Origin of the sequence: Desulfosporosinus sp. HMP52 (genome assembly GCF_000765145.1) — a bacterium.
Taxonomy (GTDB): Bacteria; Bacillota; Desulfitobacteriia; order Desulfitobacteriales; family Desulfitobacteriaceae; genus Desulfosporosinus.
In genome coordinates, this window is record NZ_JMGA01000010.1 from 34572 (window position 1) to 52293 (window position 17722).

The 17722-nt window shown below is 36.8% G+C and carries 16 protein-coding genes; all 16 read right to left on the reverse strand.

The features are described 5' to 3' along the window. Positions 1-57 precede the first annotated feature (57 nt). On the reverse strand, positions 58-1419 hold the full coding sequence (locus DP73_RS03740; RefSeq protein WP_128751376.1) for a tetratricopeptide repeat protein: 1362 nt from the start codon (positions 1417-1419) through the stop codon (positions 58-60). A gap of 6 nt (positions 1420-1425) precedes the next feature. Continuing rightward, positions 1426-2622 carry a tetratricopeptide repeat protein gene (locus DP73_RS03745; protein ID WP_034597530.1) on the reverse strand — a complete coding sequence of 399 codons (1197 nt, stop codon included), beginning with the start codon at positions 2620-2622 and terminating at the stop codon, positions 1426-1428. A gap of 459 nt (positions 2623-3081) precedes the next feature. After that, positions 3082-4152, reverse strand: coding sequence for a tetratricopeptide repeat protein (locus DP73_RS03750; protein WP_034597532.1), 1071 nt, complete (start codon positions 4150-4152; stop codon positions 3082-3084). Positions 4153-4196: 44 nt separating this feature from the next. Continuing rightward, the gene (locus DP73_RS03755; protein ID WP_034597535.1) at positions 4197-4586 is read right to left on the reverse strand and encodes a hypothetical protein; all 390 of its coding nucleotides are present in this window, start codon (positions 4584-4586) and stop codon (positions 4197-4199) included. Between the two features lie 15 nt (positions 4587-4601). After that, positions 4602-6599 (reverse strand): serine/threonine-protein kinase, encoded by a 1998-nt coding sequence (locus tag DP73_RS03760; RefSeq protein ID WP_034597537.1) that lies wholly within the window; start codon positions 6597-6599, stop codon positions 4602-4604. A 261-nt stretch (positions 6600-6860) separates the two neighbouring features. After that, positions 6861-7757, reverse strand: a complete 897-nt coding sequence (locus tag DP73_RS03765; RefSeq protein WP_034597540.1) for a protein phosphatase 2C domain-containing protein — start codon at positions 7755-7757, stop codon at positions 6861-6863. A gap of 5 nt (positions 7758-7762) precedes the next feature. Next, positions 7763-9160: a DUF6382 domain-containing protein gene (locus DP73_RS21940; RefSeq protein ID WP_052090372.1), complete on the reverse strand. Its 1398-nt coding sequence runs from the start codon at positions 9158-9160 to the stop codon at positions 7763-7765. Between the two features lie 11 nt (positions 9161-9171). Further along, on the reverse strand, positions 9172-9717 hold the full coding sequence (locus DP73_RS03775; protein WP_052090373.1) for an A24 family peptidase: 546 nt from the start codon (positions 9715-9717) through the stop codon (positions 9172-9174). Further along, on the reverse strand, positions 9708-10511 hold the full coding sequence (locus DP73_RS03780; protein WP_034597541.1) for a TadE family protein: 804 nt from the start codon (positions 10509-10511) through the stop codon (positions 9708-9710). Before DP73_RS03780 ends, DP73_RS03775 begins: the two co-directional genes overlap by 10 nt. An 11-nt stretch (positions 10512-10522) precedes the next feature. After that, positions 10523-12547: a DUF5702 domain-containing protein gene (locus DP73_RS03785; protein WP_034597543.1), complete on the reverse strand. Its 2025-nt coding sequence runs from the start codon at positions 12545-12547 to the stop codon at positions 10523-10525. Between the two features lie 24 nt (positions 12548-12571). Then, positions 12572-13207 (reverse strand): hypothetical protein, encoded by a 636-nt coding sequence (locus tag DP73_RS03790; protein WP_034597544.1) that lies wholly within the window; start codon positions 13205-13207, stop codon positions 12572-12574. Positions 13208-13226: 19 nt separating this feature from the next. Further along, a complete protein-coding gene (locus DP73_RS03795; protein WP_034597545.1) occupies positions 13227-13442 on the reverse strand; it encodes a Flp1 family type IVb pilin in 216 nt (71 codons plus the stop codon). 32 nt (positions 13443-13474) lie between these two features. Next, positions 13475-14326 carry a type II secretion system F family protein gene (locus DP73_RS03800; protein ID WP_034597547.1) on the reverse strand — a complete coding sequence of 284 codons (852 nt, stop codon included), beginning with the start codon at positions 14324-14326 and terminating at the stop codon, positions 13475-13477. 4 nt (positions 14327-14330) lie between these two features. Continuing rightward, the gene (locus tag DP73_RS03805; protein WP_242865683.1) at positions 14331-15254 is read right to left on the reverse strand and encodes a type II secretion system F family protein; all 924 of its coding nucleotides are present in this window, start codon (positions 15252-15254) and stop codon (positions 14331-14333) included. A 23-nt stretch (positions 15255-15277) separates the two neighbouring features. Beyond that, the gene (locus tag DP73_RS03810) at positions 15278-16495 is read right to left on the reverse strand and encodes a CpaF family protein (protein ID WP_034597548.1); all 1218 of its coding nucleotides are present in this window, start codon (positions 16493-16495) and stop codon (positions 15278-15280) included. Positions 16496-16515: 20 nt separating this feature from the next. After that, the gene (locus DP73_RS03815; protein ID WP_034597551.1) at positions 16516-17661 is read right to left on the reverse strand and encodes an AAA family ATPase; all 1146 of its coding nucleotides are present in this window, start codon (positions 17659-17661) and stop codon (positions 16516-16518) included. Positions 17662-17722 lie beyond the last annotated feature (61 nt).

A 17722-nucleotide genomic window follows, 5' to 3' on the forward strand; every position in this document is an offset into this window, starting at 1 on the left:
GAAAATCTGAAGAAAACATTTTTATATATTTCTCACTATTTCTAATTTCCATAAGCCCTAAATAAATCTAAAAGTATCAAAAATCCTCGGCACATCCTTACGGATTATACCAAATTCTTGCATTTCACTTTCATTTCCATAAATGCAATCATAACCATTTTTATCATATGAAATATATAATTTGTCATTATGAGTCGCAAATACAGAGAGTCTATCAACCTCATCATATAGATCATTAACTGTACCCCTTACAGTACAGATATTGAAAATCATTTCTTTTCCTTCTTTCGCTTTATAGCTGAAAGTCACACGGTAAGTATCAACATTTTTATAGCCCTTATAAGATGTTTCTTCAACAGTATATTTTCCTTCCCAAATTTTAGGTATATCTATAGCGAAACCACATGTCTTATTTTCATAGACAATTGAACCTTTAGAAGGTGCTTTAGCAGTATCATTCGACCCCTTTACCTCAAGAGCCTTTTTCTTCTCCTCTTGTTGAGCATTCGAATAATCATCCTTCAACTTCGAAGCATCCTGATTATTAGGATCAACCTTAAGAACCTGATCTAATAAATCCAATGCTATTGGATAATCCTTATTTGAACCAGCATCCTTTGCTTTCAGCAGAGTTACATCAACAAATGTCTTCTTACAATCACCAATCTTCGTCTGAGCATCTGAATACCTCTCAGTATCCTCATTAATCACCTTTTGTAAAGAATCTACCGCTTCAAGATATAGCTTATCATTCATTTGCTTAACCCCTTGGTCATAACTAGCTTTTGAGGCATTAATCGATTTAGCAGATTCTAATTCCGAGTCTAATTGCTTGGTATCAGCCTTAGGATCGATTGTAGTGATTTCCTGCAAAATACTATTTGCATCATCTAGTTTTTTCTCTTTCATATATAAGTTAAATAAATCTTGCCGAGCCGGTATATTGTATTTGTCTAAACTAATAACTTCTTTCAACACAGCTTCTGCCTTAGAATATTCTTTGGCAGCGATATAAGCCTTGCCTAAGCCAAGTCTTGCAGGAATATTCTTAGGTTCAATCTCAATTACTTTTTGAAAAGCTAAAATAGCTTCTTGGTATTTACCTTCTTGTAGGTACTTATTACCTAATTTTAGTTGCCGTTCTGCTATAGCCGTTGGAGTGTTTGTTGCATAGACTGCTCCTCCCCCGATAATTAAAACTAGAATTGTAGCAATAATAATAATGAATTTCTTGGATAATTTCACCTTTTCCCCACCTTTTACCAAAATTTTATTAAAAGTAATTGTTTTTAACTTTAAGTTAAATTGGCTTATTAATACTAAGTTCTTCCATTGGCATCTGACGATTCTAACCATTATACAAAGTTTTTTATCCTCAAAATCAGGGCTGATTTTTGTGGGTAACGCTATTTGTTCCACGCTTACCTATTCGACAGTCGCTTTGACTAAATCTGCTATTGCTTGTATTTGAATACCAATGTTTACCCGATAATTATCAATCACGACCTTTGCTTTACCACTTTTATTTGTAAGGTGTTTTGATGCATTAAGTATTGGCAAAGAAGTAACGCTCCTATCGCCCTTAAAATAAGGAAGTTTCATTTGATCCGCTACACTGACAGTGAAGACGTATCCGTCACCATCACCATAATTTTCACTATATTCGTAAGTACCATCTAATTCTATTTGACCAGAAAAGCTTGCTTGAACTGAGCCATAACCATAATCGTCAATTGTTTTTACAGTTAAGCCTGCAATTACATCTCCAACTTTAACTGTGTTTTTATCAATAACATTAGAAGTTTGATTTCTTGTAACTTTGACTGCTGTATCTTTTTCAGCTTGAAGCTTCGCCGAATCGGCCTTTGCCTTAGCAATTGCTTGAGTATATTGGACAATTAGGTTCTTTATATCTTGATTATTCGCGTCTATTTTTAATACATCATTTAAGATCTTTATAGCATCATCGTACTTTGTCGCTTTAGCTAAATCTGAAGCACTTTGTAAACTACTCTCCACATACGCCTTCTTGCAGTCACCAATCTTCGTCTGAGCATCTGAATACCTCTCAGTATCCTCTCTAATTACCTTTTGGAATGAATCTACAGCTTTAAGGTATTGCTTTTCATTCATTTGCTTAACCCCTTGGTCATAACTTGCTTTTGAGGCATTAATTGCATTAGCAGATTCTAAATCTGAACTTAGTTCCTTCACATCCCCACTTGTGCCTATTTTAATTATTTTTTGTAACATAGCATTTGCTTCCTCTAATTTCCCCTGCATTAAATAGACTCTACACAAATCTTCATGTGATTCAAGATGATTGGGTTCTATCTCAAATACTTCTTGCAAAACCTTTTCCGCTTTTTCGAACTCATTAGTTGCTACATAAACTTTACCCAACCCCAATCTCGCTGGGATGTTTTTAGGTTCAATCTGGATTACCTTTTCAAACGCCAGGATAGCTTCCTCATATTTACCTTCTTGCAAATACTTATTTCCAAGATTTAATTGACGTTCTGCCCGAGCAGCAGTCGAGTTTGTGGCATAGACCACTCCACCACCGATCAGCAATACCAGTGCAGTAATTACGATTATTACAATCTTTTTTGTAATTTTCATTTTCCTCTGCCTCGCTTTACTAACTTCTTTACCTTTTAAAGTTTGTAATTCGTCATTTATTAAAATAGACGGTGTAATCAGGTAACTGGTTAGTTGAAACTAAAAGTCCAAAATCAATTTATATTAATAGTTCCTGGATAATAATTAATTCCAACTATTTGACCGTTTTCATCTAAATAAAATACAGCAGCATAGTAACTACCGCTACCCTCAAAAACGATGTTGTCACCTGTGCGTATGCTATACGTATCGTTCACAAAGGATTTACTTTTATCTAATGCGCGAGAATTATACAGTTCATTCTGATTCCAATAATCTTCAATAAGTTTATCTGTTATTGGCTCTTTAGATATATATTCTTCTAGGAAATAGCACTTATTAAGATATTCTCTTGGTTGTATTTTTTAAATACTGTTTCAGCTTTCTCGAACTCTTCGGTCGCAACAAGTATATCTTATTTTAATGTTTAAACCATTTGCTTTTTGAAATTGTATAAATATCTCCGGTCTTTTTAATTACGTAGATGCATTGCGCGTTAATATAAAACTCATAATATGGTAGTCCTGCTATCGGAGGATGACAGTCCACTGCCGTCGCATACTGAGAAATCTCTTCATCGCTCTTAAACGTCCCTTCACGGTAGTAATGTAACTCAGCCCATACTAAACCTTTTGATTCAATTAACTTACGTGCTTGATCTATGGAAGTTATCTTGTCATCCGTTTTAGATGTAGGGATATCTTGTGCTATCTTTGTAGCAGCAGCAGATGCTTTTATCTTGGTAATTTCTTGAGTATATTGGTCAATTAACTTTTTTACGTCTTGGTTGTTCGTATCCATTTTCAGCACATCATTTAATATCTTTATAGCGTCCTCATATTTATTTGCTCTGACCAAATCCGTAGCGGTTTGAATACCATTATCTACATATGATTTATTGCACTCACTAATCTTAGTCTGTGCATCCGTGAACCTTTCCTTGTCTACTTCAATCACCTTCTCGAATAGATGCATTGCCTCAAGGTATTGTTTATTATTCATTTGCTGAATTCCTTTGTCATAATTAGCTTTCGACTCACTAAGCGCTTTGGCTGCAGCAAGATCTGAGGTATATTGTTTTACCATGTTATTGTTAGGATCAATTTGAATTATTTCGTTTAATATAGCATGAGCCATATCCAAGTTGCCTTCTTTTAAGTACACATTAAACAAATCCTCCCTCGCTGGGATATTTTTGTCGTCTATACTGACAACCTCTTTCAATACTGCTTCTGCCTTTTCTAATTCATTCCTAGCCACATACACCTTGCCCAGACCCAACCTTGCAGGGATATTTTTAGGTTCAATCTCAATTACTTTCTGAAAAGCTAAAATAGCTTCCTGGTATTTTCCTTCTTGCAAATATTTATTTCCAAGGTTTAATTGGCGTTCAGCACGGGATGTTGGATTATTTGTTGCATAAGCCACTCCACCACCGATAAGAATCACTACAAAAGCTATAATGACAGCTATTTTTTTGGAAGTATTCAACGCGATCCCCTCATTTCCACACAAAATCCATATTAGAGATTCTTTTATTTCCCTATCACCTCTGTCCCTGTTTGCCCTATAAGCTCAGTTCCAAAAACACCCTGATTATCTTCAGATGCTAATATATCCGTTCCTGTTCCGGTAGCTAAATTCCTAGATTCCAGTACATCCGTCCCAGTTCTTGATTCCGGCAAAATGTCAGTCCCCTTGTCATTTCCATAGATACTTTCAGTAGCAACTACATCTGAATGTTGGCTAAACAAACTACTTGGTTTTGAACTGTTAGATATCATACTAAAATCAGCTGCTTCTTTCTGAGCTTTAAGTTCTCTTTTCCGCATGGTCACAAAGAAAAAAATAGCCAAAATCACAGTAATTATTAACCCACTTATACCGAATATAATCATCAGCATGCCTTTGGTCATGGTCATCATAACTTAATCACTTCCTTATGTAATCCAGTTCTTACTTTTAAGTTCACTAATAAGATTAGCCAACGGTTGTATGGATGGGGTGTTTTCCCCCTGTGGAGCATACTTAACAGCCTGAAGATAATTATCATAGGTTCTTTGATAATTTCGAAGCTCATTTGCTTTTCGATTCTCAATATCTGCATATAAAAATGCTAATTGCATATAGCAGGTATACTCTTCCGAAAACAGCTTTCTCATTTGCAAAAGTGTTTTTTCAGCTTCGGTAAAGTTTCCTATTTGTTGATAGATTATGGCGACGTTTCTATAGATATAAGACCTAGAGGAAAATCCTTGGGTTAACAGAAGATTGAAATTTGTCAAAGCCTTATTAAATAGTTCATTTCTGTTGCCAGAGGTATTTACAGCGTTATCGTAATACGCCGCTCCCAACATTTCGGTAATAGCAATGTCGCTTTTATCTTTTAAATCGCTTTTGGCACGCTCTAATATTGCAATTTCTTTTTGCACAGCTAAGTCACCAAGAATGCTTTTAGAATCCTTATAATTTTCAGCCAGGGAAATGAACGCTTTCCTCTTTAAGTCTTCACTTTGAGTTATATTTAAACATTTGGTAAAGTCCGATTCTGCTTCAGCAAAGTTCTTTTGAGCACGAGCTAATTCCCCACTTACATACCAAGTTACGTCCTCCCCTAACCCCTTGTTCTTTAATTCATTTAACTGAGCCATAGATTCATCTAGTTCCCCGCTTCTAGCTAAGCTGACAGCCCTATCTCTGCGATAGGTAACGCTAGAAAGATTGAGCTCTGCGGCTTTTGTAAGATTATCTGTGGCATTTTTGTAATCATGATTTTCAAAGTACGCAGTACCAAGAATATAGTAAATTTCAGCATCATAAGTAGCATTTTGTACATTAGGGAAGACCGTCTTATTAAGATAGTTTATGCATCCATCATAATCACCTTTATTCAGGTAGGTATGTGAAGTTTCTTTATAGCCCTCAATTCTTGTGGGCATTTTAGCAATTGCTTGTTCAAAGACATTGAGCGCATCTGGGTATTGCTTTGCGTGCATGAGCTCTATTCCTTGATTGACCATAGAATTATACTCATCAAGTTTCTCCTGAGCAATTTGTTTAAACCCAGCCCAAGTTAGATATGAAAATCCAACAATTAACACTATTAAGAAAACAGTCAAGGTATTTTGAATTAAATGTCTGCGCTTATACGCTTTATCAAATTTGTAGATATTGTTGAGATCATGCAGTAAATCAAAAGCCGATTGATATCGCGAGTTGGGATCAGCCTTTGTGCATTTTGCAATTATATATTCCAGTCCAACCGAAAGTTTTGGGTCTAATTCTCTGATTGGCCTTAAATCATACGGTGGATCGTTAGGACCTTTCCCAGTTGCTAAGTGATATAAAGTTACACCCAAGCTATAAATATCTGTCCTTGCGTCTGTTTGTGAAGTTCCATATTGTTCTGGAGCTGCATATCCTCTTGTTCCTATGTAGGTCGTGTCACTTTGAGAGTCTTTTTTATATTCACGAGCGATACCGAAATCGACAATGACTACTTTCCCTTCTTTATTCAAAATCAGATTAGAAGGCTTCATATCCCGGTAGATAATTGGATTCGGCTTACTATTGTGCAAATAGATCAAAGACTCTGTTATTTGCTTTGCCCAATTTATTACATTCTTCTCCTGAATTCTTTTTATTTGTTTTAACTCATCTTCAATAGAAACCCCTTCTATATAGTCTTCAATAATGTATATATTGTCATCGTCTTCAACAATATCAAAGACCCTAGCTATTCCCGGGTGGTTTAAATTTTTCATAATGTTAGGTTCGGCAAGAAGATCAACTTTCTCACTATTTTTCTTGTTCACCGCCTTGATTGCCCAATACGAGTCCAGTTTTACGTTTCGTGCAAGGTAGACCGTGCCCATGCCTCCAGAGCCTAATGGTTTTATGATTTCGTATTTACCTTCGAACACCTTTTCATTAATCACAACCAATTCCTCACATTCTGAAAATATATATAGAAGGAATGTTCTTCATGATCGTTAGGATCTATTAAATAAATAGTAAAAAAGACTACAATTAATATAATAATTTCAAGAAGTTTTTTTGCCCCCCATAATCTAAAGATTGGCTTTACTATAAAGAATTAGAGAAGAAAATTATCCCTGGTGATTATGTAAGGGGAAAAGAAATTAAGGGGCAGGACTGTATTAAAGGATACCATTGGTTAAGTAAACTCTTATTACGTATTAATCATGATTATTTATTTTTCGAAATATGTCCCTAATCCAGTTCTTTTTCTGGAAATTAGCATTTACCAGTATTACTGTGATATTGTCAAGCCCTCCACCGTTGTTAGCCATTGATACCAATGTCTCTGTTGCAATTTGCAGCTTATGGTTTTTCTTTTTTACTGTTTGCAGATAATTAAACCAAACAAACTCTTCGACCATGGTATAAAATCCATCACTACAAACTAGGATTGTTTCATCCCCCTTAAAAAAACTATGATAAATGTAGGGTTCTATTCTTTCTTTTACTCCTAGACATTCTGTTAATATGTGTCTGGAAGGATGATTCTTGGCTTCCGTGGGTGTTAACCTTCCTTTTCTGAGCTGTTCGGCGACCCACGAATGATCCTCAGTGAGTTGTTCTAAATGTCTGTTAACTTGGTAGATCCTACTATCGCCTATATGTTTGATTAAGTAATCATCCTTATAGAGAAAGAAAACGCTGAGGGTTGTTCCTATCTTCTTTCCTCTCTGCTCCCCTTCCATGATAAGGGTATCGTTAATCTGATGAAAAACGCGGGTAAGTTCGCTATCCACCATCTCTAAGAAGAGCGGAAGTTTTGAAGACAACTTCAGATTGATTGTCCTGGACGAGTTTCTTTTAGAGTCCAATCTTGCCTCTTCGGTAAATATGGCAGGAATTCGTTCTTCCCACCATTGGTGTAAATACTGAATAGCTATGCCACTAGCAATGTCACCCGCAGCAAGCCCGCCCATTCCATCAGCCACTGCGCATATTGCTATTGTATTCCCCTCATGATCCAAATCGGCTTTATATAATCCCCTATCTTCATTAATAGGTTTTACGACCCCTTTGTCTGTTGCCATTGCGAATTCATACTTTGAACTTTTCATATATCTTACATCCCTATATGAAAGATGAATTCCGTTCGCCCCATCCGAATAGTATCGCCATCGCATATAGGGTATGGTTGATTGGACTCTAACCTTGACCCATGTACATAGGTACCATTTGTTGAAGCTAGATCAGTGATGACATATTGGCCATCGAACATTTCTATTCGTGCATGTTCACCCGAAACTGAGCCATCCTCAATAACATACGCTTCATAGGGTTTTCCGCGTCCGACCAAAAAAGGCAGACGATTAAGTTCAATCCGTCCCTTTTGGGTTCCACTTTCAACATCAAAATACGCCTGACATAGAGCAACGGTAGCATTACTGTTGCCTAAAGAAGTAGTATGGGTAGCGATCTGAGGTTGCCTCTGCTGGGCAGATGCAGCTATTTCTTTCTTAGCTGACATAGGTACAATGTCCATCTTTTTGAACAGTTTGATTGCCGCAAAAGTGCCATCAGCAGTTAAGATAGTGAGACCAATCGCAATATATAATATCCCTTCCTGAAGAGTTCCTTTTCCGAAAAGTACAAACCCTATCCAGTAGAGTAGGATAAATAGTACTGCCAGAGTAACCAATATTTTTCGCTCTTTAGAGTTAAGTCCTCTTTTCACTCCTGGTGTAGGCTTTTCTTCATATAATGCTCCCTTTACTGGATTTTTTTGTTTTGATTTGTCCGGCTTTGAATTTGGTTTAAACGGTTCATCTGGAAATTTTTGCTGAGGTGCTTTGTTATTCAAAAGATCCATAGAGTTTGCTCGAGAAGGAGAAATTGGTTCTATAGATTTATTGGATTCATGCTTTCTAGGAGGGGACGGCAACGGGTTGTTAAATCTTTTTAAACGCTCATTAATTTCCATGAGAGAATATTCCTCAGAAAGAAATTCTTCGAAAATTGATTTAGCTTTTATCGCATATTGATCATCAATATGTGCGTAAAGAACACTGACAATATTGTTTTTAACCTCGTCAAATGCAGAATCCTTATTTTCCAAATTAGTTAGCGGTAAATAAATAAGTCCAATATCATAGTCTTGTGTCGAAAATATATAGTTTATATCTATTATGTAATTAGTTTCATTGAGGAAGAATCTCGGACTTTCATTTATTGCAGTTAAGATTTGACTGAGAATTTTTATAAATTCCTGTAAAGATAACTTTCGCCCTTTTAGAAGTTCGGCTAATGTTTTTCTTCCTTTAACTAAGTAGCAAAGCTTCGCTTTCATGTTAGTAAATTCCACTTCAAGAGGAAGGACGCCTGTAATAGTGTGGCTTTTAAGCATATGAACTCCAGCATCCACCAACCTATTTGCTTCTATTTGATCTGTACCCACAATTAATAATCGTCCTCTTGCACTTTCCTCATAATCGTAAGAGAACCCTAATAATCCGCTGCCCATTTTCTCTCCTCCTACATCAAAGCCTGAATCGGCAAAATTACAGCGATAATCGAACATGGCAATACTGCGTACATATAGGGTATTTTCAGTCCTTTACCCTTGGAAAAGTCACGCAACGGTTCTAAACTTTTAAAGAATATCAATCCCTTTAAAGCCTGAAACAAGCCCTTTACCCTTATGACAAATTGTTTTTGCCATATCATTAGAACTAAACCAATTAGACTTCCCATAAGTATGGAATAAAAGTACAAGGTAATAACATAGGCCATTCCCATAATGGATCCAACGGCTCCGAACAGCTTTACATCACCAGCCCCAACGACACCGGCCAAATAAAGTAAAAACATAAGCAGAAACCCGGCACCTAACCCTCTTAAAGAAAAATATAGCCCTTGAGTACTGTAGAAGATTGCATTAAGAGCGAATCCTATTAGACAGGCGGATAAAGTGAGCTTATTTTTAATTTTCTTAGTTCTGATATCCCCCCACCACGCCAGACCAATTGTAATAAATAATACGACCAAGTTAACCCAAGAAGATTCAAGTTTTATTTCCATGTTTTTTCTGTCGCCTTACTTTCTAATTGAATTGTTTTTGTACCTAACGGGGTAGGTATTTTCACCTCATAAGTTGCTTCGATAACAATATCTTCTCCCTCAACTATTTTTACATTTCTTATGTGTAACTGTTCTCCTTTTAATACCCCTTGGTCATTATTGGTTCCTTGTAGGGATAAAACAAAGACTTTTACTACCCCGGAGAGTTTCTCGTCTAGCATTTCAGTCCCTTTTTCCTTAGCGGAGTCAAGTATACCTTTTAAATAGTCTTTAAGGACTCCCGGGATTTGACCATAAATATCTTTGATTGTATCAGCTGTATTTTTGGGCTTAGTTGAATTATCCTTATTAATATTCTCGATTGGCGGCTTGCAATCTTTGCAAGGAGCATAATGACTAGCACTAGCAACCTTAAGTGTCATAGGAATTTTGCTATTATAGAGATGGCCACAGTCTTGAGTGTGATAACTCTTTCCCGTTAACGTTATGTAAACGATGGGACCATCGTCCTGATCCGATGAGGTAAGCTTTCCTGCTATCTCAGATGTTTTTTCCTTTATGACCTCCTTCGTCTTATCTTTTAATAGAGCAATTGGATAATAATGAGTGGCAATTTCTTTTGTCGCATCCCCAACCGCCTGATCTAAGGCCATCTGTATTGATGCAAGCCTAATAAAACCAATTAGGAATATTATGAATAGCATAAAGATCGGAAATACCATTGTTGCTTCTAGAGCAATGCTTCCCGTCTCGTTTTTCTTACCATTGTCTACTTTTCTTAGCCACATTTTCATTTAACTCTCTCCTAGTAAGAAGCAGTTATTTCTTGTGTGAGGATAACACGATCTCCGTTTACGGCATAATTTGCGGCAGTTCCTAGTACTTTCATAACTTTTGGAATAAACCAAAGCCTTATAGATACTTGCGCTTGGAATTTCCCTACTGTTGAGGCTGAAGGGAGCAATTTTGGGGGATTTAGATCACAATCGTCTTCATTTAAGGATATAAGACTTTGAATTCGAGCTATCTTTTGATCCATATTATTGGTTTGCAACAGCATAAAGAGCCGTAGATAGTCAGTATAATCCCATCTAGGTAAGGCATCGACTAGCTTGACAGCATGAACGTATTTAATCCTTTCACCCATCAGCTTTATTGGAGTTTTACGTATTAGAAGATCATTCATATCAAATGCTGTATCAACTGCAGCTAATATAATTGAGCTTAAAATTCTAGACACAAGCTCAGCATCAGTGGAAAAAGTAAAATGATAAATTGTATTTATGGTTAATCTCACTGTGAAAAGTTCTCCAGCGGCCGCTGCCAAATTATTAAGCGGCAAAGGATTACCATATAAGACAAACTCAGCTTCACCGTTCTTCATAGCATGGTTCGTTATGGGATCTGGATTTGAAGGTTTATCCGTCGTTAAATTAGTAAACTTCGATAGCACGTATTCATTCACGTATAATTCATCCCTTGCCGCATAAGGGATATTCTTAAGTTTTTCAAATAGGCTTGGCAAAAAGCTGAATATTTGCTTTCGAGGCGTATCGTTATTGCTTTTGGGAGATATTGGAACACTTTTATAATAGTCAATAGCATTTCTTAATTTATCTCGCTGTGTAAATTGCTCACTGATCTGCTCTTGTAATTCTTTTAACTCACTCTCAATATTTTCTTTCTCTTTTTTTACTATAGAATTAGTATCTTTTTCATTTGTGGGATTAACAGGCTCTCTATCGAAAAACTTTTTATTCTTTTGGTTAAACGTTTCAAAGTAAGTCCTAGCATCCCCTAATTTGTTATTGAAAGTTTTTGCTTTTTCTTTACTAGAAGAATCGATCTTATCATCAAGTTTTTGAGCAGATGAGTTAATGTCATCCATTGCTTTCTTATATTCAGTAGTAATAATTTCCCATTCTTTGAATTTAGCAGAACCTATATAAATTGTATTTACCTGTGTCGGATCCGGTACGTCCGGAGCATTTATTTTTGTTCCATTTGTTTCCGGCAAAGAATACCTGTCATCTTTTTTCTTACTTAACTCTATAATTTGATCGTCAATTCTTTTTGCTTCAGAAAGCTTATTATTTACATTATCAAGTTTTTCTGACATAACGTTTGATAAGTTAATAATTCCATTTTCTTTAATAGAATTATCCAGTTGGAGCTTTAGCTTATCTTTACTCTCTTCTTTCCATTTATCGTCCGATAGTGAATCTAGTTCATTCCAGGCGGTATCAAAATCTTTGTAGGTCTCATTTTTTAATGTACTATAATTTTTTAGAGCGGAGGAAAATTCATCTCTGGCCTCCTGAATTAACCCGTCTCTTTCCTGTTGAAGGTCAACTATCGTATTTCCCTTATCAGTATTTTCCGACATCTTACTAATCGGACGAAAAGCTTCAATAATTTGCGCCGTCAACTCAATAGGAGCTCGGTATTTCATCTCATCAAGTATCTGATGTTCAGTGACTGCTCTATTATCCAAAGCACTTTGCTCAAGTAGACTTGTGTCTGCTGTTGTTCTTTCAATTTTATAGTCAAATAGTTTTGTGGGAGCTAAATTCTCTTCTAAGTAATCCTTAAAATTATGATTAGCCTTATCTTTGTTATTAAGTCCAAACAGGCCATAGTTTCTGAGGGCTGGATTGTAGTCGGCAAGCACTGAACGTGCTGAGGCATTGGCTGCTTTCTCTAACGCCTTTTTTGCAGCAGAGATACGGGACAAGTCAATCAAAACTCCCAAAAAAAAGACCATTGCTATCAAAATAATCAGCAAATATACAGTTATAACCCCTCGTTCATCACCAAAAATTCGCTTCAAACTCTCCACCCTCAAAACTATGTTTTACTTTTTCTTTTTCTTATTAAACGACTCAAAGATTTTAAAATTTTCTTCAATTGATTTTGAATAGTAAATTGCCATATCAATATTACGCATGAATTGAACAGGTTCTGCCACATGGGCTGTTGAAGTAGCTGATATCGAACTATTTAGGAAAGGTAGATGTAACTTCGGAAAAACGTCTCTGTTTAGTTTGACTGTGATGGTTCGCGCAGGTAATCCACTGTAAGAAATTGTTCCCGACACGCCTTTATCGTGGAGATACTCCATAGCCACGTCAATCTTTTCCTTAGACAGTCCGTTAAAAAATGAGGCCGGTTCTTGCGAGGTAGCGGCACCATCATTGAAAATCCGCCAGTACAGGCCATCATCTCCCCGAGTATCCTTGAAATCATTGTTAATCAAAGCAAAATTTCCTGTGGTAATCTCCTTGGCACTGACATCCCAGTTAGCTGCCAATTGCTCGGCAATAATGGTTGCATTTTGATTAAGGGCCGCTTGTTGCCATTGGACAACAGCAACAAGCAAAAAAAGGAGCGTAAGGAACATGATTAATGGGAAAATCAGGGTCGCTTCAAGGGTATATGTTCCGTCTTCGCTTTTCCAAATTTTAAATAACTGCTTTTTTAGACATTGCATTATGCTATTACCTGTTTCACTAGTTTTTGGAGGATGGTTTGGGAGTACTATTAAGATTAGTATCCTGCCCGCCCTGCATCTGCTCTTGAGAATCCGACATAAGACCTTCAACCCATAAAAAAATCTGCTTCCTAAACAACGATGCAATAGCGACCAGAACTCCTACGACTATCAATAGTTCTACCACTGTTACTCCGTCTTCTTCCTGCCAGAAGCTTTTTAACTTACCAAACATTTCGATTCCCCCTTCATTTTGATATTCTTTAGTTACATCATTAACAAAACCGGAGTTACCACGATGACTGCAACTACAACAAAGATGAACATCATAGGAATCAACAGTTTTGATGATGCTTCCTCCGCTAAAGTTTTAGCTATTAGCTTACGGTTTTCCCAATTTTCTCTGGCCAAGGCATTAAGTGCCTCAGTCAGCTCTTCCCCTCCTCTCCGATAATTGAGAATGACTGAAGTAGCAAACACGGTTACTTGTTGGACTAGGCATCGCTTGGCAAACTCATCGATCGCTTGAGTAAAGGACTTGCCATATTCTAGTTCTTTTGCCAGCGTCTTAAGCTCCTTGTACAAAGGTCTTTCACTCGAGCTGGAATTAGCAATATTTATGATAGCATTCTGCATGCTTTCCCCCGCGTTAACCAGAAGTACCAACTTACTTAAAAAATCAGGCAGATCAGATTCTATCTCCCGTTTTTTATTCAGGGTATCTTTTTCAACTTTCTGAAATCTATAGATAAAAATTATGACTGCCAACCCAAGACCTATAGCAAAAACAGTTTGATCCGGACCCTGTGAAAGGGATAGTAGTGTGAAAAATTCAGCTACCAGCAGAAATAGCGAAACTTGTTCAGCAATGAAATTCTTGGTTGTTGTATGTATATTTTCACTGCCATATAGTTGTGCCAACTTCGTCATTAATCTCTGAAACAATGGAATTGAAGTAATTGATATTCGATCTAAAATTGCGTAAGCAATTGGATATAAAGGCCCTAAACGAAAACCCTGTGCCTTATCTGCTATAATATTGGGATTTTTCTTTTTGCCCATCAAGAAGAGAAATCCGGCCCCAATATTAAAAGTTACAAAAAAAATCAAAACAATCACAATCTCACACCCTAATATCCATAATACGGTCTGATACGTATATAATTACTGCTATAACTACCCATCCCACAGTCATCACTATTCTCCCTTGAAGGGTATTATACATAGGGGTCATAAAATCTCCGGTGGCTAAGGCTAGATATCCGATAATGAAAAATGGAACAATAACAATTCCTTTTTGCTCCATTTTCTTAGCTGCTAGCGTTATTTTTATTTCGTTCTTAATTTCCAATTTCTCTTGAATGACAACAGTTGTTTTTCTCACAACCTCTACTAAATTCCCGCCGGTTCTTTTACAGGTCGTAAAGACCTCTGCAAAGCTGAAAATTTCTTCGATATTTGCTCGTTGTGCAAAATCCTGAAGTGCTTGTTCTAAGGGTTCATTCAAATCAACCTTGGCAACTATCCATTTAAGTTCACGCAAAATATCCGTATTATCATCAGGAAACAGTAACTTTAAGTCATCCAAGGAAGACCTAAAAGCATTCTCAACCGATTTGCCTGCGGATAAAGAAGAGGAAATCGAGGCCAGCGCAAATTTGAATTGATTTGTTAAGTTATCTTTACGTTGAGCGATAATCTGCTTTCTTCTAATCTTAGGAAAGAATAACCCTAGAAGACTAAAACCTAGCGATATAATCGGATTCATATAAAAAAGATATCCGATTAAAAACAAGATCATTCCAGCTAGTAGACTGTAGCCAACTTTTTCTTTCTTGCTCATTTCGTACTCATCATAGAACGGTAACCCTAATTCATTGACAACAGGGGCCTTATCTTTTTTCGTTATTTTAAACTTTTCTTTTTTAATTATAGAATCTACCTTGAGTTCCGACTCTTCAGAATTACGCAATTTCCGTTTATCCAGAATGATGAATATAAAAAAAGTAAGCATCCCTGCGATTCCCGCAATAATTGCAATTTTCATAAACAGTTACTCCTTTAAAGAAACTAACTGAGTTGTATACCGTATGTTTTAAGTTTTGATGTATTCTTCAGTTCAGCAACTTTTTCAAGTCTTCCTTCCACCTTTTTCCGACTACCTTCTTCCTCAAAACTGTACAAGGTTTTTAGCCTCACCTCCCCATTGCTATAACCTGTAACTTCACATATCTCCATGACTTTGCGTGTTTTATCTCTTAATCTGCTTAAGTGAACCATAATTTCGATGGCTGAACTGATTTGCTTACGCACAACTTCAATTGGCAAGCCCGCCCCACCACTTAAAACCATTGTTTCTAGACGACTTAGCATATCCTGTGGAGAATTCGCATGTCCCGTTGACAAAGAACCATCGTGACCTGTATTCATAGCTTGAAGCATATCTAAAGCTTCCGCCCCCCGTACTTCTCCCACAACAATACGATCAGGCCGCATTCGTAAGGAACTTTTAATCAAATCTCTAATAGATATTTCCTTTGCCTCACTACCGGAGGCGGAATTTCTGGTTTCCATAGCCACTAAATTTTTAACCTTCTTAATCTGGAGTTCCGCCGAATCTTCTATAGTAATAACCCGCTCATCTTCTGGGATAAAGTTTGATAAAGCGTTTAGAAACGTTGTTTTTCCTGAACCTGTACCACCACTAATAAAAATATTGTATCTAGCGGTAACAAGAGATTGTATAAAATCGGCTGCTTCTTGGCTGATGGCACCCCATTCGATAAGGTCCTCAATCGTAACAGGTTTCGCCGGAAATTTCCGAATAGTCATGGTTGGGCCTTTGAGGGCAATCGGGGGAAGAACAACATTTACCCGGGATCCATCTTTAAGCCTAGCATCAACAATCGGGCTAGATTCATTAACTCTCCGATTAACCGTTGCCACGATACTCTGAATTACATTAAGCAGCCTTTCTTCGTCTTCGAATTTTAACTCAATTTGTTGTGTGCTCCCTTTACGTTCAATAAATATTTCATCTTTGCTATTAATCATTATTTCAGTAATTGTAGGATCTCTCAGAAGAGGTTCAAGAATATCAAGCCCTCGCATGGAATCGTAGATCCTATCAATAATCTCTTTTTGTTCAGATATACTTAGCCTGCGCGCTTCTTGGTCACCTAATACTTTGGAGCGAATTTTCTCTCTTAAGTCTCTATCATTGATTTCTGTTGATAAGTCTATACCAACTCTGATTTCCTTACGCAAGCGGCTAACTAAATCATCCATAAAGGATCACCTTCTTAGTTTTAATTGGAAACGGTAAGTGCGATCTGCGATACTCCTCTCCAAAAGTTAATGCCGTCAACTTGGTTAGAAAAACCCTTTTCAAGATTAAAGATATCTCTGGTATATGGTATTTTGAGCATAACAGTCTGCCCCAGTATTTCCGTATCTCCGTAGTAATACCGGTTTATAACCGGAATACACCTTTTTATGTATTTCTGGGAGCGTTCATACGAAAGATTGTCTATATCTTTCTCTAACTGTTGTGATTTCATTTGGTGGTAATTGTCGTCCAAAGTGCCGTGAACCCAGAAAAAACGATCGCAAATCTCCTCCAAAACCGTGATAGTCCTGGCATTGAGACTCGATTCCAAATCGATAATAATAAAATCATATAAGCTCATGTTCAATACTAATTTCATTAGAGAAATCAAATTCTTTTTACTCAAATCAAGTATATGAAAGGAATTATCAAATAAATTTAGGTAGTCCAAATTTAATTCATCATTACGAGCAATTGCTTCCTGTATTTTCTCGTTTGTTCGCATTGAATCAGCTTCTTCATCCTGGATATATAGCAAAAGTTGAGAAGCACTAGCTCCTGTTTGGTTAGGCAATAACTTGTTTAGACTATTTGTGGACTCGAGATTAACATAGAGAACTCGTTTTCCTTCTTGACCAAGAGTTTTTGCCAGAGCCAGGGATAAAGTTGTCTTTCCTGCGCCTCCCGATGGAGAAAATAGTGCTAAACATGTTGATCTTTGTTGACTCGTTCTTAGCGCTGAGTTAATTTGCATCTTCTTTAGATAAAGGTCTGTAACCTTTTTCAAGAGGGCATCTGCTGTTAAATATTTATAGACTTGGGGAAATGTATATTCATTGCTGTCAACGGGATTGTCTGTTAAAAACAGTATCATTGCTATATCAATATTCTCTTGGCCTTTTGGCGTAATATAACTTAATGGCAACAAATCAGGTCTTACCAATAGCACGTTGATTTCTTGAATGTCCCCTCTTTTTCTTTGTTCAAGAAAGGATTCCAATGCTTCCCTGCTCGTGAATTTATGAATTAATACTACTTCGCTGACATTAATTAACTGCATATACTTCCATAATGATTCGAGATAGGAAGTGTCATTGTCAGCAATAACTAAGTTTAGCTTACCCATTATCTACCCTCCGGACGATATTAAATTATACCTGAAAGTTTCAATACTCCCCCAAGAACCA